Here is an 18858-nt window from a genome sequence, read left to right as displayed (position 1 = left end):
CCTTGACCCAAACTCCAATTCGTCGTGTATAACCGACAATATATCAGATCGAGCAAACCGCCGAGTTCGCCGAATGGCTCGATGGTTTGCCCGACGTGCGGGCCAAGGAGAAGATCGCCACGCGGCTGGTTCGGGTGCGGTCAGGGCTGTTGGGCGATTGGAAGACGGTTGGTGACGGAGTCAGCGAGCTCAGGGTCGATTTTGGGCCGGGCTATCGGCTCTACTACACGATCCGCGGCCGGGTGATCGTGTTCCTGCTGTGCGGCAGCGACAAGCGCGGGCAGGATCGGGCGATCAAGCTGGCGAAGCGTTTGGCGAAGGAAATTTGAAATCAGGCGAGGGGCAGCCCGTCCCTTGGGAAGTACAGGGCAAAGGAATTGATGATGGCAAAGCTTGAAACCACGCCGTTCGATGCGGCCAAATACATCACCACGCCCGATGGCGTGATCGATCTGCTCAACGATGCGCTGGAAAGCGGGCATGTGCCCTATATCGCCCATGCGCTGGGGGTAATCGCACGCAGCGAAGGGATGACCAAGCTGGCCGCCAAGACCGGGGTCAATCGCCAGGCGCTCTACACGGCGCTCAGCGAGAACGGCAATCCGACGCTCGACACGCTGCTCAAGGTGATGGCGGCGCTGGGGATGCGGCTGAAGTGTGAGGCTGATCTGAAAGACGCAGCCTGACGCCTCGCTTGAAGCATTAACACCCCCTCCCCCACCACACTTGCCAATCACACGGCTCCGTCTAGGCTGCGGTCACGAGGCGCAAGCAGCTGCAACGTCGGCACAACGGGGAATTCCGGAATGAAGGCAATTCATGGTGCGCTGGCGCTTGCGCTGGCGGGATTGGGCAGTGCGGGTCTGATGCTGGCGGCGGCGGGGCCGGTTGCGGCGCAGCCGGGGACCGACGTCAACGGCTGGAACGTACGGACGGTCTGGTTCGCCGGCGGTCAGTATGTCCGGCAGGCCGACGGCAGCTGGGCCGAGCTCAACCGGAGCGGCCAGGTGGCGTTCCGCTTTGCCGAGATGCAGCGCGACGAATGGTCGGTCTATCTGAACGACCCCAGCCGCAACGTGCAGATCCAGCTCGACCTGTTCCGCCGCAAGATCAGCTATGGCACCGGCGGCGGTCCGCGCAGCGATCTTTACGATATTACCGGGGCGAGCCGCGGGGGCGGCATGGCCAGCGCTCCGCCGCCGCCTCCCCCGCCCCCGCCGCCGCGGGTTCGCCTGGTCAACGCCGGGCCGATCTGGAACCAGGCCGACGCCCAGAACAAATGCCCGGTCGCGGCCTATGCCGTCGGCGGGCGCTGGACCGGGCAATGGCGCACCACCCAGGAAGGCCGGATGTCGGTCTGCGAAATCGCCGACTAGGGCAGCAGCGAAGCAAAGGCGGGGCAGGGTCGGAGCCGTGCAGACGGCCCGATCCGCCGCGCTGCGGCTTGCCGAGATCGGGGCGATCAACGGCCATGCCCTGCTGGCGAGCGATGCCCAGCTGGTCGTGGCGGGCCAACGCCGCACCGCATCGCCTGAAATCCATTTTCCTACACCGCGCGAATCTGCCTTAATCCGGGCCATGCCAGCCCATTCTCAGCGCCCGCCCCGCCAGCACCCTTCGATCCACCCGCTCCACCCACGGCGCTGGACGCCGCTGCGGCTGCAGGTGTTTCTGGCGATGCTCGATGCCACCGGATCGGTCGGCGCGGCGGTGGCGGCGGCGGGGATGAGCCGGCAATCGGCCTATCGGCTGCGGGCGCGGCGGCCCGAGCTGGCCGTGCTCTGGACCATGGCCGAGCGGGCCGGGCGCGGGCTGCCTCCGGCCGCCGCGCCGATCACCCCGGGTGACGCAGGGTTACACCCGGTGACAGCGGGTGACGCGGAATGACGCAGGGTGTTTCCCGCGCCATGGACCCTGTGAACTGTGTGAACTTCCGCGCTGCCGCGGCAGGTTCAGTACGAGATCGCCTGCACCGCCCCGCCCCAGGTGCGTTCGGTGTCATCCGCGCTGGACGCGGTGACCAGGTTGACGTCCATGCCCTGGGCCGAGCCGCCGCCCATCACCACGGTGGCGACCAGGGCGATGGTGCGGGTCGGGCTGGATGCATTGGCGCCGGACAGGCCGATCACGGTATAGTCGCGGTCAGGCTCGCTGCCGGCGGCGGCCCAGACGCCCGAGACGGTGAAGGTAGTGCCCTTGAACACCACGCTGCCCGCGATCGTGCCGGATACGCCATCGGCATTAAGGTCCATCGTCAGGTCGCGCGCGCCGTCGCTGTACGGCGCGCTGGCCATTTTCCATTCGCTCATTTCCGGAATTTCCCCCGCTGCGCCGTATCGCCCGATTGCCCCGGCGCGCGAAGCCTAACACGGCCAAACGGCAGCGTCGCGGGGGAAATTTGACTGGCGCCCCGCCGCTGAGCAGGCGGCAGCCGGGCAGGAATTTTGCTGCGGTTAACCGGGCGCTGACCATTTTGCCTTACCCTGCGCGCAAAGGCGGGGCTTGGGGCCCAGCCGTGAAGGGAACGGGCATGACTCACGTCTTGCAAACCACATTTGCCAGCGCCGCAGGCGAAGCCGCCTGGGAAGAGACGCTGCGCGCCCTGTTCGAGCGGCGCGAGCTGGCCGAGGCAGAGCGGATCCTGCGCAGCGCGCTGGTCCAGACCGGCGGCGAGATGATGCGGCTGTGCCGCCAGGCCAGCCTCGACCGGGTCGCGATCATCGGCTGGGAAGAGCTCGCCGATGCCGTGGCCGCTCACGAAGGCGAAGCGATCACCGGCGCAACCGTGGCCATGGGCAACGAAAGCGATCTGGCCTTCGAGAAGGGGTCAACGCACCGCCCCTACATGATGCTGGGCCTTTACACCGATGAAGCCTGGGACTGGTCCCGGGCCGAGCCGGGCGAAGCACTGCAGCAATGCCGCGAGGAGAGCCCGGCCTGGGCCGGCCGCGACGAGGATCTGGAGGCGTTCCTCGAGATCGAGGGGCTCGACGAGCTCAATACCGCGCTGATCCATCACAAGCAGCGCCACTTCATTCGCGAGAACGATGCCGCCCCGGCTCCGCTGCGCTATGTCGAGTTCGTGCTGGGCTGCTGGTGGCGCGCGCTGCGCTTTCACCAGGCGGTTGCGGTCCAACTGGACCGGCATGGCCTGGGCGGAACGATCCCGGTAATTTCCGGCATGATCGACATGCGCCCTGAAGTGGTCTCGGTCCACTGGCCGGTGGTTCGCCAGGCTCCGGCGGCAAAGCCAGTCAATGACGCGGACGAAGCCGAAGATGATGCCTTGCCGGTCCTGTCGCGGTTCAACCTGATCCAGCGCGGCCGCCTGGTAGCCGAAGACGATGTCAGCCCGGCCGGCACAGCGCTGCGCCGCCGCCTCGAAAGCGCCGAAGCCGAGGCAATCGATGAGGTGACTGAAACCCCGGGACTGATGCGGCGGCTGCTCGGCCGGGGCTGAAAACCTAGCGCTTGCGCACGAATTCGGCGCGCAGGACCAGGCCTTTTATCCCGGGATAACGGCAGTCAATCTCCTGCGCATCGCCGGTCAGGCGGATCGAGGGAATGACTGTGCCCTGCTTCAGCGTCTGGCCTGCGCCCTTGACGGTCAGGTCCTTGATCAGCGTCACCGCATCGCCATCGGCCAGCAGATTGCCGACCGCGTCGCGCACTTCCACCCTATCCTCGGCAGCGCGCTTGGCCGCCAGTTCCGAAGCCGGCAGCCATTCGCCGCTATCTTCGTCATAGACATAGTCTTCGTCGCTCATCGCTTATCCGATCTTGACCAGAAGAATGGCGGCCCAGCACAGCATGGTCAGTGCTCCGCCAGCGAGAGTGGAGCGGATGGCGAGGCCGAGATAGCGGGCCTGGACGTCGATCGAATGGATGAAGGTCGCGAACAGCCTTTGCCGCGCTGCGTCGTCGTCGGCAATTCCTTCGCTGTCGAACTCTTCGCCCAGCATCAAGGCCCTGAGCGCGAAAACACAAGACGCGACGATCGGCAGCAGCCCGACGAGGCTGAGCAGGGTCAGCAGCGGCTGGCTGGCGGCATCGAGGCTGAGCGGCGCGCCGGGGCTGGCCGAGACCGGATGGGTGCCGATGGTGATCAGCAGCGCATTGAAGCCGAGCATCGCGCCAAGCCGGATCGACAGATCCAGATCGCGGTTCTCCAGAAACTCCAGATCGGCCACGAAGCCCGGATCGGGCGGTGAGCCGCGCATCGACTGAAAGGCGCGCAGACGCGGGCGGAACGAGCGGAAAGCCATGGCCAATTCGTTAGGGCGGTTGCCCTCGTCCTGCAAGGCTGGCAGGTCAAGCCGATGGAACCCGAGATCATCCAGCTGGGCGCGGCGCACCGTGACCGTGCGGTGGCGACACTTGCCGCGGCCTTTCACGACGATCCGGCGATGGTTTACATGCTGCCCGATCCGGCCAGCCGGGCGCGGCGGCTGGCGCGGCTGATCGGCTGGATGGTCGATCAGCATCTCAAGATCGGGCTGGTGCTGGGCACGCCCGAGGTTTCGGCGGTGACGCTGTGGCGCGAGCCGGGCCGGGTCCATTACCACGAACCGCTGTGGCATCCGGGCGCGGTGCGCTTCCTGCCGATCTTCGGAAGGCACCTGCCGCGTGCACTGCGGACCGATGACGGGATCACCACGCACCTCCCGAAGGGCGAGGAGTGGATCTATCTCAAGATGGCCGGGGTCCATCCCGAGCACCAGGGCAAGGGCCTGGGCGGGGCGATGATCCGCACCGGACTGGCGCGGGGCGCGAAACGCGGAGTGCCTTCGGTGCTGGAAACGGCGACCCCCTCCAATGTCGGGCTGTACCAGCGGCTTGGCTATGCGATCATCAGCGAATGGGACGTCGCGGGTGGCGGACCCCATTTCTGGACCATGGCAACGGGCCGATGATCGAGCCGCGCCGCCATGTGATGCCGTTCGTCTTCACCACGATCCTGCTCGATGCGATGAGCTTCGGACTGATCATGCCGGTGCTGCCGCGGCTGCTGATGCGGGTCGGCGATATCCAGCTCAACGCCGCGATCGAGATCGGTGCCTGGATGAGCCTGCTGATGGCGCTGGCCGCGTTCTTCTCGGCGCCGATCCTGGGGAACCTCTCGGATTCGTTCGGCCGGCGGCGCGTGTTGCTGATCGCGCTGGGCGGAATGGCGGCGCACTATGCGGTGCTGGCAGTAGCGGGCAGCGTGACGCTGATCGTGATCGGACGCGTGCTGACCGGCGTCTTCGGCGGCTCCTATGGACCGGCCCAGGCCGCCATCGCCGATGTTACCGCGCCCGAGGATCGGGCCAAGAATTTCGCACTGGTTTCCGCCGGGTTCGGGCTTGGCTTTGTCGCCGGACCGGCGCTGGGCGGACTCCTCGCCCAGTACGGCGAACGCGCGCCATTCTGGGTCGCCCTCGCGCTGTCGCTGGGCAATTTCCTCTATGGCCTGGTCGCCTTTCCCGAAACGCTGAAGCCGGAACTGCGCCGCCGCTTCACCCTCGCCCGGGCCAACCCGTTCGGGGCGTGGAAGACCGCCGGGCAAGCGCTGGGCATGCGCCGGATCGCGCTTGTGCTACTGCTGTGGCAGCTCGCCAGCCTGGTCTATCCGCTGACCTGGAGCTTCTGGGGGATCGCCGCGCTGGGCTGGTCGGACCAGATGATCGGGCTGAGCCTGGCTGCGGTCGGGATCGTTATTGCCATCAGCCAGACGCTGCTGACCGGCCGCGTGGTGCGGCGTCTGGGTGAGCGCGGCGCGGCGACCGTCGGGATGATCGGGGCCGGAGCCGGATTTGTTGGCTATGCCTTCACCTCGACGACCTCGCTCGCCTTCGCCCTGCTGGCGGCGGTAGCGGTGCAATCGCTGGTCCAGCCAAGCCTGATGGCCATGCTTTCGCGCCGGGCCACTCCGGAAACGCAGGGCGAGGTGCAGGGCCTCGCCGCGATGATGATGGGTCTGGGATCGATCCTGGGCCCGATGGTGCTGGTCTGGCCGATGGCCTGGTTCACCTCTCCCGCCGCGCCGTTCCAGTTCCCGGGCGTACCTTATGCGATCGCCGCACTGATCACGCTGGCCGCGCTGGCCCTGCTCAAAACTACGCCCCAGATGGACAGCACCAGCCCAGTCCGCGACAATTGAAGCCCTCATCTTTCAACGCTGCCCGTTTCCCGGCATAGTCGGCGCAATATCCGAACCTGGGGGGAGCGGGGCAATGGCTCTGAATTCTGGTAAATCTGCGCGGCAGCTGGCGATACTGGGTGCGGCTCTGGTCCTGATTGGCCTGCTGACCGGGCTGGTTTCGGGACAGATGGCCAATCCGCGGATGGGGCTGTCCTCGCATCTCGCAGGAATGATGGGCGGGACGCTGCTGCTCGCCCTGGCCGCGATCTGGCCCATGGTGCGGCTTTCGCCAAGGGCCGGGGGCTGGGCCGTGGGCCTGCTCGGGTTCGGCTTCACGGCCAACTGGCTGGCCACCTTGCTGGCCGCCATGTGGGGCGCGGGCAGCGAGACCATGCCTATCGCCGGGGCCGGACACAGCGCCGCGCCATGGCGGGAAGGTCTTGTGGCCGCTCTGCTGATCGCCTTGTCCCTGGCGACGATTGCCGGGATCGCGCTGGTGCTGATTGGCCTGATCAAGGGCCGCCAATCGGCAGCCTGAATCCGCGATTCAGCATTCACCGCAACCGCGGGGCAACCAGACGCAGGCATTCTCCCTCCAGCTTGATCGCCGGTCCGTCGGCGCGCATCACAGGCTCGGGAAAAGGGAGAGGGTTATGTCGAGGGTCGCACTCGCCATCGGCCTGCTGGCCGCGCTGGCCGGCTGTGCCGGTGAGCCGCATCGTCAAGTCAACGGCGGCTATTCGTTGCCACCGCGCGCGACCTCGGCCCCGCCCCCAACGCAGGCCATGCGCCCGGCCCCGCAGGTCGAACCAAGCGAGGCGGTCTGGCACTTGCGCGCCGGGCTCAACGTTGCGGCGCTGTCTTGCCGGGGAAGCGGGCGGACCCCGGTTGCAGCACATTATGCGCGCCTGCTTTCGCACCACAAGGCGCTGCTTGCGCAAGCCTACAGCAATGAGCAGCGTCGCTACGGCAAGGGGCTCGATCGCCACCAGACGCAGCTTTACAACCGGTTTTCGAACCAGCGCAATCCGGCGAAGTTCTGCAGTACGGCCGCCAGCGTCGCGCGTGAGGCAGGGGCGATGGATTCGCCCAGCCTGGCCCGCAATGCCAGCGGGCTACTCGGCAGAATAGCCTAGAAACCCTGCCAGATCAGCCGTGCCCCCAGCGCGACCATCAGCAGGTAGATCAGCGTATAGAATCGTGCGCTGTCGAGCCTTCGGATCAGCCAGACCCCGGCCAGGGTCGCGACGATCGCCAGCGGCACCAGCAGTGCCGAAGCCTCCAGCACCCTGCGGTCGAACGAACCGAGCAGCAGGTAGCTCGGCACCTTCATCCAGTTGATCGCGGCGAAAGTCAGCGAACTGGTGCCGACGAAGGTCTGGTGCGGCAGGCGGCGCGGGGTGACCCACATCTGGAACGGCGGCCCGCCGGCATGGGCGATCTGGCTGGTGAAGCCGGTCGCTACTCCGAACAGGGTTCCGACCCAGCCGGGCGAATTCGAAGCGGCAACGATCCGCCCGCCGCGCTCGATCCACAACCGGTAGAGCCCGAAGGCCAGGGTGATCGCGCCGAGCACCACCAGCAGCCGTTCCTCGGGCACGGCCGAGGCGAGCAGTGCGGCCAGCGCCACCCCGACCAGCGCGCCGGGCAGAATCCAGGCGATGATCCAGCCGTCCCAGCTTTTCCGGTAAGACCTGACGCTGACCACATCCTGGACCAGCAACACCGGCAGCAAGACCGCAGCGGCGGTGACCGGCGGCAAGGCCAGCGCCAGCAAGGGCGTCGCCAGCGCGCCAAGTCCGGAAAAACCGCCTTTGGCGAGCCCAAGGATCATGACGGCCAGCACCGCCATGGTCAGGGTGAAGGGATCGGCCAGTAAGTCCATCCTGCACCCCAGCCACGGAAATTCCCTGTGCGCAAGCGCATTTGACGGCTTGCCCGGCGCGCGGCTGCGAATAGGTTGACCGGCGGATTTTACTGACCAAGGGGAGCATTACCATGACCGATCCGCGCGCAATGGTGCAAACCATGATCTCGCTCGCTTCTGCCTCGCTGGGGCTGGTGGCGGCACTCGCCTGGAACGAAGCCATCAAGACCACACTGGCCTTAATGGGTTTGGGAGAGGACCTGGCCGGGCTTTACACCTATGCCATTCTCGCCACCGTAATCGCAGTGGTGGTGCTGGCGATGTTGGGCCGATTGGCCGCAAAGGTCGGCGGCGGCGCTGCGTTCGAGCGCGAAGCCGAAGGCTGACTCGGCATAAGCGCTTGTCAGTGCTAGACTTCGCCCCGGAGACGAGTCGATGCAATCACGCTCTGACAGGCGCCAGTTCCTGACCGGCGGCGCGGCGATGGCCGCCGCGCTGGCCGCACCGGATCTGCGCGGCGTGCTGGAATCCAAACTGCCCGCGCCGCTGCGCTCGTTGGTTCCGGGCGAAGCGCTCGAAGCAGTCGGCCTGATCGGCGAGATCGCCCAGCTGGAGCAGCAGGCCAAGGCGCTGCGCCTGCCCGCTTCGCCGCTGTCGTTCCACGAAGGCCAGCTGCAGGTCTCGCCCGACCAGCTTTACCAGATCGCGATGCCGCGGCTGGTCGCCCTGATCGACCGGTCAGAGCGCCGCGCGCCCTTGCTGGCCGAGCGGGCCGGCGGCCTGCTCGCCAAACTCCATCGGAGTGAATACGATCCGCCCGACGCATGGTTCGGCGAAAGCCTCTCCTCCCCTGCGTCGGCTCAGGCCAATGCCGGGCTGTCTTTCCCGTCCGCTTACCGCCCGGCCCGGCTGGCCGCGCCACTGCTACCCGAAGAAGTCGAGCCGCAGCCGGTCATCACTGGCCCGATTGAATTGCCCGGCACCACGCCCCCGCCGATCGAAACCGCGCTGCCGCCGGTCACGACCGCGATCAAATTCGACGCGCTGGCCGATGAATATGCTGCCTGGTTCGCCGCCGCGCGGCTGCGTCCGGAATACAAGGAAAGTACGGACTGGCATCTGGCCCAGATGAAGCAGGCCCGGCCCCGCTATGAACGGCTTGGCAAACGCTTCGCCATTCCCTGGGCGTTCATCGCCGCGATTCACGGGCTGGAAGCAAGCTTCAACTTTCGCGCGCACCTCCACAACGGCGATTTCCCACTAAGCCAGCGAACCCGTCAGGTTCCGGCCGGGCGGCCTTCGGTCTGGCTGCCGCCAAGCGACTGGGAATCGAGCGCGGCCGATGCGTTGCGGCTGCTTGGCTTCGCCGGCCAGAGCGACTGGTCGGTGCCGCGCATGCTGCACCGGCTCGAAGCCTACAACGGTTTCGGTTATCGCCGGGCCGGGCGGGCCAGCCCCTATCTGTGGTCATTCTCCTCGCTGTACAGCCGCGGCAAGTTCGTTGCAGATGGCAAGTTCGATCCCAATGCCCGCTCCAAGCAATGCGGCGGCGCGGTGATGCTCAAGCTGCTCGACCTGGCCGGAGAGCTTGGCTAGGTTCGGCCCGAAACCATCCGGGACCAGAACATCATGCGCCATCCCTTGCTGCTTGCCGGCTCGCTGCTTGCCACCTTTGCCTTCGGCGCGGCCCTGCCCGCCGCCCCGGCCCGCTCGCCCGAGCAGGTCGCCATGGCCGCGCTGGCCGCCGCGCCGGTGTGGGACGGGCACAACGACGTGCCCGAGCAGCTCCGCGACCGGCGCAAGAACGTGCTCGGCAATTTCGATTTCACCGATACCACCAACACCGCCGATCCGGCCGCCAACGTCGGCGCGATGCAAACCGACCTCAGGCGGATGCGCGCCGGCAAGATCGGGGCACAGTTCTGGTCGGTCTATGTCTCGGCCAACCTGACCGACCAGCAGGCGGTGCAGGCCACGCTGGAACAGCTCGACGTGACCAAGCGGCTGGTCGCGCGCTATCCCGATGCGCTGATGCTGTGCATGGATTCGGCCTGTGTCGAAGCGGCCTGGAAAAAGGGCCGGATCGCCAGCCTGATGGGCATGGAAGGCGGCCATTCGATCGGCGGCAGTCTGGCCGTGCTGCGCCAGATGTATGCGCTGGGCGCGCGCTACATGACGCTGACCCATTTCAAGAACAACGCCTGGGCCGATTCCTCGACCGACGCTCCGGCGCACAACGGGCTGACCCCGCTGGGCAAGGATGTGGTGCGGGAAATGCAGCGGCTTGGCATGCTGGTCGATCTGGCCCACGTCAGCGAGAAGACCATGTACGACGCGCTGGAGGTGGCCAAGGCGCCGGTGATCGTCAGCCATTCGAACGCCTTTGCGCTCAACCACCATCCGCGCAACGTCCCCGACGGCGTGCTCGATGCGATCAAGGCCAACGGCGGGATCGTGATGGTCAACTTCTACCCGCCCTATGTGGTCGAAGCGGCCCGGCTGTGGGGCGCAGAACGCGACGCCGCCGAAGCCCGCTTCAAGGCGCTCAACCGCGGCCGGCCCGATCTGGTCAAGGCGGCGCTCGCCGATTGGGACAAGGCCAACCCGATGCCGCGCGGTTCGGTTGCGGATGTCGCCGACCATCTCGATTACATCGCCAAGCGGATCGGCGTCGATCACGTCGGACTTGGCGGCGATCTCGACGGGATCGAGGTTGCAGTTGCCGGGTTGGAAGATGCTTCGGCCTATCCCGCGCTGTTCACCGAACTCGCCCGGCGCGGCTGGAGCCAGCAGGACCTCGAAAAGCTCGCCAGCCGCAATATGATGCGGGTGCTGAAGGCGGCCGAAGCCTATGCCGCCAGCCAGCGCGGGGTGGTTCCATACGAAAATCCGGTCAGCTTCTGATGGCCGAGCAGCAGGCGCTGGGCACGCACAGCTATCACGACGATCCGCGCAACGCGGGCATCCTGATCAATATCAACGGCGATCTGGTGCCGCGCCCCCAGGCTGTCGTCTCGGTGTTCGATTCGGGCTTCATGCTGGGCGACGGGGTGTGGGAAGGGCTGCGGCTGCACAAGGGCCGTTTCGCCTTCCTCGATGCCCACCTCGACCGGCTCTACGAAGGGGCCAAGGCGATCATGATGGACGTTGGCCTGAGCCGCGAGGAACTGATCCAGCGGCTGGACGAGACGATCGATGCCAATGCGATGCGCGGCGAACAGGGCGTGCATATCCGCCTGATGGTGACACGCGGGATCCGTTCGACTCCTTATCAGGATCCCCGCGTCGTGATCTCTCCGGCGACGGTCGTCATCATCCCCGAATTCAAGGCGCCGCTACCCGCGACGATCGAAAAGGGCATCCGCCTGTTCACCGTCCATGTCCGCCGCGGCGATCCTGCAGTGCAGGACCCCAAGCTCAATTCGCATTCCAAGCTCAACTGCATCACCGCCTGCATCCAGGCCGCCCAGGCCGGGGCCGACGAGGCACTGATGCTCGATCCGCACGGCTTCGTCGCAACCTGCAATTCGACCCACTTCTTCATCGTCCGCAAGGGAGAGGTCTGGACGTCGAGCGGGGATTATTGCCTCGCCGGCATCACCCGCGCCAACGTGATCCGGGTCTGCCGCGAGGCCGGGATCCCGGTGTTCGAGAAGAACTTCTCGTTGACCGAAGTCCACGGCGCCGACGAAGCCTTCGTGACCGGGACCTTTGCCGGGGTGGTGCCGGTTACCGAAATCGACGGCCGCAAGCTGACCGACGGGCGCGGGCCGATGGTCGAGCGGCTGCAGGGGCTCTACAAGGCACTGATGGACCGCGACGCCGCATGACCCTGCGCATCGCGATGTGGTCGGGCCCGCGCAACATCTCCACCACGATGATGCGCAGCTTTGGCGCACGCGCCGATTGCGCGGTCAGCGATGAGCCGTTCTATGGCGCGTTCCTGAAGGAAACCGGAGCCGACCACCCGATGGCCGCCGAAGTGATCGCGGCAATGGACTGCGACTGGGCCAGCGTCGCCGAAACGCTGCGCGGCCCTGCCCCGGGCAGCAAGACAGTCTGGTATCAGAAGCACATGCCCCATCACATGGAAGGGCCGATATCGATCCGTGACTTTCCCGGGCACGCCCACGCCTTCCTGATCCGCGAGCCGGAGCGGGTGATCGCGAGTTATGGCGTCAAGCGGGGCGAAGCGCGGTTCGAGGATCTCGGCTATGCCCGGCTCCTCGAATATTTCGAATGGGCGCTCAGTGAAGGGCTTGATCCGCCGGTGATCGATACCACCAGCTTCCTCGCCGATCCGGCGACCAAGCTTGGCCTGCTTTGCAACCGGCTGGGCATCGCCCGCGATCCGGCGATGCTGGCATGGCAACCCGGAATCCATCCCGAGGACGGGGTCTGGGCGAGCCACTGGTACGATCAGGTCGCCCGCTCGACCGGTTTCGGCCCGCCGCCGGGACCTTTGCCGGAGCTAGGCGGCACAGCGGCCGAACTCGCCCGGCAGTGCCGGTTCTATTACGAAGCAATGCTGCCTTACGCGCTTTAGTGCGCCTCGATCCGCCCCAGCATCCGAAAGAAGAACGCGGTCGACCAGCCGATCAGGACCATCCCGAGGATCGACTGGAACGCCCCCAGCAAGCGCCAGGCCGGATCGATATGGGTATCGTTGTAACCGACGGTCGAATAGCTGATGGTCGAGAAATAGAGCGCGTCTTCCAGCCCCGAGATCGCCCCCAGACCCAGGTAGACGAAGGTGAACAGCCAGATCTCCAGCCCGTGCAGCGCCAGGATCGCAACCACGATGCCCAGGGTAAAGGCCACCCCGCGCGGGCTCAGCGGGGCGATCCGCTTGAGCCGCTCCACCGCTGCCTCGGTCCGCAGCGCGCGGGCGAGGCTGAACAGCCCGACCCCATGGATCACCACGCACGCCACCGCCATCATGGTCGAGACGGCAAACTGGGCGATCAGCGGGGGCATTGCCTAATCGCGCAGCAGGTCGTTGATCGCGGTCTTGGCGCGGGTTTGGGCGTCGACGGTCTTGACGATCACCGCGCAGGCCAGCGAGGGTCCCGGGCTGCCGTCGGGCAGCTGCCTTCCGGGCATCGCGCCGGGCACAACCACACTGTAGGGCGGAATGTGGCCGGTGATCACCTCTCCGGTTTCGCGGTGGACGATCTTGCTGGTCGCGGTGATGAACACCCCCATAGCTACGACGCAGCCCTCGCCGACGATCACCCCTTCAACAATTTCCGAGCGCGCGCCGATGAAGCAGTTGTCGCCAATGATGGTCGGATTGGCCTGGAGCGGCTCCAGCACCCCGCCGATCCCCGCCCCGGCGGAAATATGGCAATTGCTGCCAACCTGCGCGCAGGAGCCGACCGAGGCCCAGGTATCGATCATGGTCCCCTCGCCGACATGTGCACCAAGGTTGACGAAGCTGGGCATCAGCACGACGTTGCGGCCGATATGCGCGCCGCGCCGGACGAACGAACCGGGCACGGCGCGGATTCCGGCGGCGCGAAAGCGCGCTTCATCCCAGCCAGCGAACTTCGACGGGACTTTGTCGAACCATGGGCCAGGTGTCCATTTCGCGCCGATGTAGGAAGGCATGGTCTCCACCAGCACGTTATCGTTCAGCCGGAAGCTGAGCAGCACCGCCTTCTTGAGCCACTGGTTGACCTTCCAGCCGCCACTCCCGTCCGGTTCCGCCACACGCGCCTGGCCATTGTCGAGCAGTTCCAGCGCAGCTTCGACCACTTCGCGCACATCGGCGCTGGCGGGGGTTACCCCATCGCGGGCCTCCCAGGCTTGTTCGATGGCGGCGGCTAGTTCGGCAGACATGTAAGGCAGGCTCCCAGAGTTCAGTGCGCTTGCGGCCTAGAGCCTGCGCGCCGCCGGGGCAAGCGAGTGCTTGCGCTCGCCACCGCCCGGCGGCATGGGATCGGCCATGAACGAACAGCTGCAAGCCGATAGCCAGGCCGCGCCGCGCGCGCTCGAAGGGGTTAAAGTGCTCGATCTGTCGCGGGTGCTGGCGGGGCCGTGGTCGACCCAGATCCTCGCCGATTTCGGGGCCGACGTGTTCAAGGTCGAGCAGCCGGGCAAGGGCGACGACACCCGCGGCTGGGGTCCGCCGTTCCTGAAGCTGCCCGATGGCAGCGACGACCCCCGCGAAAGCGCCTACTACCTCTGCGCCAACCGCAACAAGCGCTCGGCCGCGATCGATATTGCCGCGCCCGAAGGGGCCGAACTGATCCGACGCCTCGCTGCCGAAGCCGACGTGCTGGTGGAGAATTTCAAGACCGGTGGGCTGGCCAAATACGGGCTCGACTATGCCAGCATCCGGGCGATCAACCCGGCAATCGTCTATTGTTCGATCACCGGTTTCGGTCAGGACGGCCCCTATGCCGCGCGCGGGGGATACGATTTCCTCGCCCAGGGCATGGGCGGGCTGATGAGCGTGACCGGCGAGGCTGATGGTCCGCCGCTCAAGGTCGGCGTGGCAATGGCCGATCTGGCGACGGGCATGTACGCCACGGTCTCGATCCTCGCCGCGCTGCGCCATGCCGAGCGGACCGGCGAGGGGCAGCAGATCGACATTTCGCTGCTTGATACCCAGATCGCGATGCTGGCCAACCAGGCTTCAAGTTATCTGGTCGGCGGGGTGGTACCGGGGCGGATGGGCAATCGCCATCCCACCGTGGTGCCTTACACCACCTTTGCGGTGACCGACGGCACGGTGATCATCGCGATCGGCAACGACAGCCAGTTCCGCGCTTTCTGCGAGGAAATGGGCGTGGCCGAGCTGGGCAGCGATCCGCGTTTTGCCACTGCCTCGGCCCGGGTGATCAACCGCGATGCGATCGAGGAGATCATGCGCGGTCTGGTGCGTGATCAGACCCGCGACGGCCTGATCGCCCGGCTTGAGGCGGCGGGTGTGCCGGTCGGCCCGGTCAACACGGTCGAAGACGTGTTCGCCGATCCGTTTGTCGAGGCGCGCCATACGGTCCACCGCTTCACGCGTGCGGACGGGGTTGAAATTCCCAGCGTGGCCTATCCGGGCAAGCTCTCCGCCACCCCGGCCGACTATCGCTATCACCCGCCCAAGGTGGGCGAGCAGACCCGCGAGCTGCTGGGCGAATGGCTGGGTCTCGACAAGGCTGCGCTCGACGCGCTGGAAACGCGCGGTGTGGTGAAGCAGGGGTAAGCGGGCCTGCCGGCGCGGATTACATCCCCGCCTTCTTCGCAAACTCGGTCGCGCGGTCGATCAGCGGCTGGACCCGGTCGGACTGGGCTTTGGCGTGGGCGGAGCTGGCGGTGCCGTCGATCACGCGCTTCTTGATGCCTTGCAGAATCCCGGCAAGGCGGAAGAAGTTGTAGGCGAACAGCCAGTTCATGTCAGGCACGCTGCTGCGGCCGGTAGCGGCGCAATAGCGTTCGACCACTTCCTCCAGCTCCGGAATGCCGAGCGCCTTGCGATCGAGATCCTGCACGCCCGAGCGCCCACCGTTCTCGGTGACATAGGCCATGCAGACGTAGGAGAAATCGCCGAGCGGATCGCCCAGGGTCGAAAGCTCCCAGTCCAGCACCGCCAGAACCTTGGGCTCGTCCCTGGCCCAGATCATGTTGTCGATCCGATAATCGCCGTGGACCACCGAGGTCCGGGTCTGCTCGGGCAGGGTCGCGGGCAGCCACTCGATCAGCCGCTCCATGTCGGGCATGTGCTCGGTTTCGGAGAGCTTGTACTGCTTGGTCCAGCGATCGACCTGGCGGCCGAAATAATTGCCGGGCTTGCCGAAATCGGCCAGGCTGGCGGCTTCGACATCGACGCTGTGAAGCTGCGCCAGCGTGTCGATCATCGCGAAATAGGTCGCCCGGCGATAGGCCGGATCGGCGCCGGGCATGGCACCGTCCCAGATCGTTTTCCCGTCGACCATGTCCATGATGTAGAACCACGATCCGACCACGCTGTCGTCAGTGCACAGGCCATATTGCTTCGCCGCCGGAAAGCCCGCCTTGTTGAGCGCGTTCTGGACCTTGTATTCGCGGTCAACCGCGTGGGCGCTGGGCAGCAAGGGGCCGAACGGCTTGCGCCGCAGCACGTAATTGCCGCTCTTCGCTTCGACCTTGTAGGTCGGGTTCGATTGCCCGCCCTTGAACTTGGTCAGGTGCAACGGGCCTTCGAAGCCCGCGACATTGGCCTGCATCCATTCTGTCAGCTTGCCTTCGTCGAGCTTGTCGGCGCCTTCGGGCTCGACCGTGCCGACAAAGGCCTCGTCGGCGTTGATCGCTTCAGTCATCGCTGCCTCGCTTACTGGTCAAACACGATCACGCTGCGCGCGGCCGTGGCCGATTTCATCGTTTCGAAGCCTTCGTTGATCCGCTCAAGCGGGATCCGCTCGGCAATCAGGGTGTCGAGGTCAAGCAGCCCGCGCATGTAGAAATCAACCAGCCGCGGCATGTCGACCGGGAAGTGGTTCATCCCCATGATCGCGCCTTGCAGCTTCTTGCCCGACAAGAGGTCCATCGCGCTGAGGCCGACCGAATGGCCGAGCGGCATCATGCCGAGGATCGTCGCGGTGCCGCCGCGGCGCAGCGACTTGACCGCCAGCTCGCCCGAGGCGGGACGGCCGACGGCTTCGATCGCATAATCGACCCCGCCTTTGGTCAGTTCAATGATCTGCGCGGCGGCATCATCGGCCAGGGCATCGACGGTGTGAGTCGCTCCCAGCTTGATCGCCAGATCGCGCTTCTCGGCAATCGGATCGGCGGCGATGATCTTGCCCGCTCCGGCAATCTTGGCGGCGTTGATCGCGGCGAGGCCAACCCCGCCGCAGCCGACCACGGCCACGGTTTCACCCGGCGTCACCTTGCAGGCGTTGAAGATCGTACCGGCCCCGGTGGTCACCGCGCAGCCGATCACCGAAGCGCGATCGAGCGGCATTTCCGGGTCGATCCGGGTGCAGGCGTGTTCGTGGATCAGCATCATTTCGGCAAAGGCCGAAAGGTTGAGCATCTGCCCGACCGGGCTGCCATCAGGGCGGCTGAGGCGCGGCTCGCTGCCGGGCGCGCGGCGGGTGTCAGCACCCAGGCACAGCGACATGCGGCCCGTGACGCAGAATTCGCAGTGCCCGCAGAAGGCCGAAAGGCAGGTGACCACCGCATCGCCGACCTTGACCGTGCGCACTTCGCTGCCGACCGCCTCGACGATCCCGGCTGCTTCGTGGCCCGGCACGGCCGGAAGCGGGTGCGGATAGGTCCCTTCGATGAAATGCAGGTCCGAATGGCACAGGCCGCAGGCCGCAGTGCGGATCAGCACCTCGTGCGGGCCGGGCTTGCTGATCTGCAGCTGCTCGATCTCGAGCGGCTTGTTCGGTTCGACCAGGACTGCGGCTTTCATCACTTCAACTCCCATTCGTAAAACGAGGGGCCTTCGACAGGCTCAGGCTGAGCGGGAAATGGAGTTCAGCACCACACCCGCTCCGGCTGAGCCTGTCGGGCCGAAGGCGACCGAACGTCAACCCCGCACGCTACATTTGCTTACCGCGCAACCCCAAGATCACCCGAGCTCGGGCCCGAGGGTGCCTGCGGCGCATACTTGCCCATTTCCAGCCGCGCGATCGAGCGGTTGTGGACCTCGTCCGGACCGTCGGCGATGCGCAGCGTGCGCTGGCCGGCGTACATCTTGGCGAGACCGAAGTCTTCCGAGACACCGCCGCCGCCGTGGGCCTGGATCGCATCGTCGATGATCTTGAGCGCCATGTTGGGCGCCTTGACCTTGATCATCGCGATTTCGGCCTGGGCGGCCTTGTTGCCGACCTTGTCCATCATGTCGGCGGCCTTGAGGCAGAGCAGCCGCGAGCATTCGATCTCGATCCGGGCTTCGGCGATGCGCTGTTCCCAGATCGAGTGGGTCGAGATCGGCTTGCCGAAAGCGACACGGCTCGAAAGCCGGCGAACCATCCGCTCCAGCGCTTCTTCGGCGACACCGATGGTGCGCATGCAGTGGTGGATGCGGCCCGGCCCGAGGCGCCCTTGCGCGATCTCGAACCCGCGGCCTTCGCCCAGCAGCATGTTCGAAGCGGGGATGCGGACGTTGTTGAGCTTGATTTCCATGTGCCCGTGGGGCGCATCGTCATAGCCGAACACCGGCAGGTGGCGGACGATTTCGACGCCGGGGGAATCGAGTTCCATCAGCACCATCGATTGCTGGGCGTGCTTCTTGGCCTCGAAATCGGTCTTGCCCATCACGATCGCGATCTTGCAGCGCGGATCGCCGGCGCCCGACGACCACCATTTGGTGCCGTTGAGCACGTATTCATCGCCCTCGCGCTTGATCGAGCATTCGATGTTGGTCGCGTCTGACGAAGCAACCTGCGGCTCGGTCATCAGGAAGGCCGAACGGATCTCGCCGTTCATCAGGGGCTTGAGCCACTGTTCCTTCTGCTCGCGCGTGCCGTAACGATGGAACACTTCCATGTTGCCGGTGTCGGGGGCCGAGCAGTTGAACACTTCGCTGGCAAAGCCGACCCGGCCCATTTCCTCGGCGCAGAGCGCATATTCGAGGTTGGTCAGGCCCGGGCCTTCGAATTCGAAGGTATCGTCGACATGGCTGCGGCCCATCTGCGGCGGCATGAACAGGTTCCAGATGCCCTGGGCCTTGGCCCTGGCCTTTTCCTCTTCGACGACCTGCAGCACCTTCCAGCGCTCGCCCTGCGCATCCTCGCGCTTGTAGTCGCTCACGCGCGGACGGACATGCGCCTCGATGAAATCACGGACGCGGTCGCGCCAGTAGACTTGGCGTTCGGTGGGATCAAAATCCATCGGTCATCCTTTCCTGATACTGTCGAGTCTCGGTGGCTTCCCTGCC

Annotated in this window: 24 protein-coding genes; 15 read left to right on the top strand and 9 right to left on the bottom strand. The window is 66.1% G+C overall.

What is annotated here, in order from left to right:
• Window positions 1-38: 38 nt before the first annotated feature.
• From B2V17_RS04565 to B2V17_RS04550, 4 genes are all read left to right on the top strand, one after another.
• Window positions 39-329, top strand: coding sequence for a type II toxin-antitoxin system RelE/ParE family toxin (locus B2V17_RS04565; RefSeq protein ID WP_292995785.1), 291 nt, complete (start codon window positions 39-41; stop codon window positions 327-329).
• A gap of 54 nt (window positions 330-383) precedes the next feature.
• Window positions 384-686: an addiction module antidote protein gene (locus B2V17_RS04560; protein ID WP_292995669.1), complete on the top strand. Its 303-nt coding sequence runs from the start codon at window positions 384-386 to the stop codon at window positions 684-686.
• Between the two features lie 120 nt (window positions 687-806).
• Window positions 807-1376, top strand: coding sequence for a mannan-binding lectin (locus tag B2V17_RS04555; protein WP_292995667.1), 570 nt, complete (start codon window positions 807-809; stop codon window positions 1374-1376).
• A gap of 37 nt (window positions 1377-1413) precedes the next feature.
• On the top strand, window positions 1414-1887 hold the full coding sequence (locus B2V17_RS04550; RefSeq protein ID WP_292995665.1) for a hypothetical protein: 474 nt from the start codon (window positions 1414-1416) through the stop codon (window positions 1885-1887).
• Between the two features lie 65 nt (window positions 1888-1952).
• Here B2V17_RS04550 and B2V17_RS04545 read toward each other — a convergent pair whose 3' ends face one another.
• A complete protein-coding gene (locus tag B2V17_RS04545) occupies window positions 1953-2309 on the bottom strand; it encodes a hypothetical protein (protein ID WP_292995663.1) in 357 nt (118 codons plus the stop codon).
• Window positions 2310-2530: 221 nt separating this feature from the next.
• Between B2V17_RS04545 and B2V17_RS04540 the strand changes: the two genes are divergently transcribed.
• The gene (locus B2V17_RS04540) at window positions 2531-3460 is read left to right on the top strand and encodes a hypothetical protein (protein WP_292995661.1); all 930 of its coding nucleotides are present in this window, start codon (window positions 2531-2533) and stop codon (window positions 3458-3460) included.
• 4 nt (window positions 3461-3464) lie between these two features.
• Here the strand turns inward: B2V17_RS04540 and B2V17_RS04535 are convergent, their stop codons facing one another.
• Window positions 3465-3767, bottom strand: a complete 303-nt coding sequence (locus B2V17_RS04535) for an alkylphosphonate utilization protein (protein WP_292995659.1) — start codon at window positions 3765-3767, stop codon at window positions 3465-3467.
• Between the two features lie 3 nt (window positions 3768-3770).
• Entirely contained in the window at window positions 3771-4265 is a 495-nt protein-coding gene (locus tag B2V17_RS04530) for a hypothetical protein (RefSeq protein WP_292995657.1), read from the bottom strand.
• 54 nt (window positions 4266-4319) lie between these two features.
• Between B2V17_RS04530 and B2V17_RS04525 the strand changes: the two genes are divergently transcribed.
• From B2V17_RS04525 to B2V17_RS04510, 4 genes are all read left to right on the top strand, one after another.
• Complete coding sequence (locus tag B2V17_RS04525) at window positions 4320-4913, top strand: GNAT family N-acetyltransferase (RefSeq protein ID WP_292995655.1); 594 nt, start codon at window positions 4320-4322, stop codon at window positions 4911-4913.
• On the top strand, window positions 4910-6142 hold the full coding sequence (locus B2V17_RS04520) for an MFS transporter (RefSeq protein WP_292995653.1): 1233 nt from the start codon (window positions 4910-4912) through the stop codon (window positions 6140-6142). Before B2V17_RS04525 ends, B2V17_RS04520 begins: the two co-directional genes overlap by 4 nt.
• Window positions 6143-6215: 73 nt before the next feature.
• Window positions 6216-6662 carry a hypothetical protein gene (locus B2V17_RS04515; protein WP_292995652.1) on the top strand — a complete coding sequence of 149 codons (447 nt, stop codon included), beginning with the start codon at window positions 6216-6218 and terminating at the stop codon, window positions 6660-6662.
• A gap of 115 nt (window positions 6663-6777) precedes the next feature.
• Window positions 6778-7260 (top strand): hypothetical protein, encoded by a 483-nt coding sequence (locus B2V17_RS04510; RefSeq protein ID WP_292995650.1) that lies wholly within the window; start codon window positions 6778-6780, stop codon window positions 7258-7260.
• On the opposite strand, the gene B2V17_RS04505 is transcribed toward B2V17_RS04510, so the two are convergent.
• The gene (locus B2V17_RS04505; RefSeq protein WP_292995648.1) at window positions 7257-8009 is read right to left on the bottom strand and encodes a sulfite exporter TauE/SafE family protein; all 753 of its coding nucleotides are present in this window, start codon (window positions 8007-8009) and stop codon (window positions 7257-7259) included. The genes B2V17_RS04510 and B2V17_RS04505 overlap by 4 nt on opposite strands.
• 113 nt (window positions 8010-8122) lie before the next feature.
• Here B2V17_RS04505 and B2V17_RS04500 point away from each other — a divergent pair, with 113 nt between their 5' ends.
• Genes B2V17_RS04500 through B2V17_RS04480 form a run of 5 tightly spaced genes read left to right on the top strand, consistent with a single transcriptional unit; the run spans window position 8123 to window position 12537 of the window.
• A complete protein-coding gene (locus B2V17_RS04500) occupies window positions 8123-8377 on the top strand; it encodes a DUF5654 family protein (protein WP_292995646.1) in 255 nt (84 codons plus the stop codon).
• Window positions 8378-8426: 49 nt separating this feature from the next.
• Window positions 8427-9587: a hypothetical protein gene (locus B2V17_RS04495; protein WP_292995644.1), complete on the top strand. Its 1161-nt coding sequence runs from the start codon at window positions 8427-8429 to the stop codon at window positions 9585-9587.
• Window positions 9588-9620: 33 nt separating this feature from the next.
• Entirely contained in the window at window positions 9621-10895 is a 1275-nt protein-coding gene (locus B2V17_RS04490) for a dipeptidase (RefSeq protein WP_292995642.1), read from the top strand.
• Entirely contained in the window at window positions 10895-11821 is a 927-nt protein-coding gene (locus tag B2V17_RS04485; RefSeq protein ID WP_292995640.1) for an aminotransferase class IV, read from the top strand. Before B2V17_RS04490 ends, B2V17_RS04485 begins: the two co-directional genes overlap by 1 nt.
• Window positions 11818-12537 carry an HAD family hydrolase gene (locus B2V17_RS04480; protein ID WP_292995638.1) on the top strand — a complete coding sequence of 240 codons (720 nt, stop codon included), beginning with the start codon at window positions 11818-11820 and terminating at the stop codon, window positions 12535-12537. The genes B2V17_RS04485 and B2V17_RS04480 overlap by 4 nt, the downstream gene beginning before the upstream one ends.
• Here the strand turns inward: B2V17_RS04480 and B2V17_RS04475 are convergent.
• Together B2V17_RS04475 and dapD are read right to left on the bottom strand one after the other, a co-directional pair.
• Window positions 12534-12968 carry an ion channel gene (locus tag B2V17_RS04475; RefSeq protein ID WP_292995636.1) on the bottom strand — a complete coding sequence of 145 codons (435 nt, stop codon included), beginning with the start codon at window positions 12966-12968 and terminating at the stop codon, window positions 12534-12536. The genes B2V17_RS04480 and B2V17_RS04475 overlap by 4 nt on opposite strands.
• A gap of 3 nt (window positions 12969-12971) precedes the next feature.
• Window positions 12972-13832: a 2,3,4,5-tetrahydropyridine-2,6-dicarboxylate N-succinyltransferase gene (gene dapD / locus B2V17_RS04470; RefSeq protein WP_292995634.1), complete on the bottom strand. Its 861-nt coding sequence runs from the start codon at window positions 13830-13832 to the stop codon at window positions 12972-12974.
• 106 nt (window positions 13833-13938) lie between these two features.
• Here dapD and B2V17_RS04465 point away from each other — a divergent pair, with 106 nt between their 5' ends.
• Window positions 13939-15195 (top strand): CaiB/BaiF CoA transferase family protein, encoded by a 1257-nt coding sequence (locus B2V17_RS04465; RefSeq protein WP_292995632.1) that lies wholly within the window; start codon window positions 13939-13941, stop codon window positions 15193-15195.
• 19 nt (window positions 15196-15214) lie between these two features.
• On the opposite strand, the gene B2V17_RS04460 is transcribed toward B2V17_RS04465, so the two are convergent.
• From B2V17_RS04460 to B2V17_RS04450, 3 genes are all read right to left on the bottom strand, one after another.
• The gene (locus tag B2V17_RS04460; RefSeq protein WP_292995630.1) at window positions 15215-16288 is read right to left on the bottom strand and encodes a phosphotransferase family protein; all 1074 of its coding nucleotides are present in this window, start codon (window positions 16286-16288) and stop codon (window positions 15215-15217) included.
• An 11-nt stretch (window positions 16289-16299) separates the two neighbouring features.
• A complete protein-coding gene (locus tag B2V17_RS04455; RefSeq protein WP_292995628.1) occupies window positions 16300-17391 on the bottom strand; it encodes a Zn-dependent alcohol dehydrogenase in 1092 nt (363 codons plus the stop codon).
• Window positions 17392-17528: 137 nt separating this feature from the next.
• Window positions 17529-18812 carry an acyl-CoA dehydrogenase family protein gene (locus B2V17_RS04450; protein ID WP_292995626.1) on the bottom strand — a complete coding sequence of 428 codons (1284 nt, stop codon included), beginning with the start codon at window positions 18810-18812 and terminating at the stop codon, window positions 17529-17531.
• Window positions 18813-18858 lie beyond the last annotated feature (46 nt).

The sequence above is a fragment of the Novosphingobium sp. UBA6272 genome (assembly GCF_002440635.1).
Taxonomy (GTDB): domain Bacteria; phylum Pseudomonadota; class Alphaproteobacteria; order Sphingomonadales; family Sphingomonadaceae; genus Novosphingobium.
This window is presented reverse-complemented; position numbering and strand designations above follow the sequence as displayed.

Coding starts and splice junctions, on each gene's coding strand:
- B2V17_RS04475 (WP_292995636.1), bottom strand. CDS start 12,968: ATGCCCCCGCTGATCGCCCAGTTTGCCGTCTCGACCATGATGGCGGTG.
- B2V17_RS04505 (WP_292995648.1), bottom strand. CDS start 8,009: ATGGACTTACTGGCCGATCCCTTCACCCTGACCATGGCGGTGCTGGCC.
- B2V17_RS04465 (WP_292995632.1), top strand. CDS start 13,939: ATGAACGAACAGCTGCAAGCCGATAGCCAGGCCGCGCCGCGCGCGCTC.
- B2V17_RS04560 (WP_292995669.1), top strand. CDS start 384: ATGGCAAAGCTTGAAACCACGCCGTTCGATGCGGCCAAATACATCACC.
- B2V17_RS04530 (WP_292995657.1), bottom strand. CDS start 4,265: ATGGCTTTCCGCTCGTTCCGCCCGCGTCTGCGCGCCTTTCAGTCGATG.
- B2V17_RS04485 (WP_292995640.1), top strand. CDS start 10,895: ATGGCCGAGCAGCAGGCGCTGGGCACGCACAGCTATCACGACGATCCG.
- B2V17_RS04490 (WP_292995642.1), top strand. CDS start 9,621: ATGCGCCATCCCTTGCTGCTTGCCGGCTCGCTGCTTGCCACCTTTGCC.
- B2V17_RS04450 (WP_292995626.1), bottom strand. CDS start 18,812: ATGGATTTTGATCCCACCGAACGCCAAGTCTACTGGCGCGACCGCGTC.
- B2V17_RS04480 (WP_292995638.1), top strand. CDS start 11,818: ATGACCCTGCGCATCGCGATGTGGTCGGGCCCGCGCAACATCTCCACC.
- B2V17_RS04515 (WP_292995652.1), top strand. CDS start 6,216: ATGGCTCTGAATTCTGGTAAATCTGCGCGGCAGCTGGCGATACTGGGT.
- B2V17_RS04500 (WP_292995646.1), top strand. CDS start 8,123: ATGACCGATCCGCGCGCAATGGTGCAAACCATGATCTCGCTCGCTTCT.
- B2V17_RS04520 (WP_292995653.1), top strand. CDS start 4,910: ATGATCGAGCCGCGCCGCCATGTGATGCCGTTCGTCTTCACCACGATC.
- dapD (WP_292995634.1), bottom strand. CDS start 13,832: ATGTCTGCCGAACTAGCCGCCGCCATCGAACAAGCCTGGGAGGCCCGC.
- B2V17_RS04555 (WP_292995667.1), top strand. CDS start 807: ATGAAGGCAATTCATGGTGCGCTGGCGCTTGCGCTGGCGGGATTGGGC.
- B2V17_RS04510 (WP_292995650.1), top strand. CDS start 6,778: ATGTCGAGGGTCGCACTCGCCATCGGCCTGCTGGCCGCGCTGGCCGGC.
- B2V17_RS04460 (WP_292995630.1), bottom strand. CDS start 16,288: ATGACTGAAGCGATCAACGCCGACGAGGCCTTTGTCGGCACGGTCGAG.
- B2V17_RS04545 (WP_292995663.1), bottom strand. CDS start 2,309: ATGAGCGAATGGAAAATGGCCAGCGCGCCGTACAGCGACGGCGCGCGC.
- B2V17_RS04495 (WP_292995644.1), top strand. CDS start 8,427: ATGCAATCACGCTCTGACAGGCGCCAGTTCCTGACCGGCGGCGCGGCG.
- B2V17_RS04540 (WP_292995661.1), top strand. CDS start 2,531: ATGACTCACGTCTTGCAAACCACATTTGCCAGCGCCGCAGGCGAAGCC.
- B2V17_RS04525 (WP_292995655.1), top strand. CDS start 4,320: ATGGAACCCGAGATCATCCAGCTGGGCGCGGCGCACCGTGACCGTGCG.
- B2V17_RS04535 (WP_292995659.1), bottom strand. CDS start 3,767: ATGAGCGACGAAGACTATGTCTATGACGAAGATAGCGGCGAATGGCTG.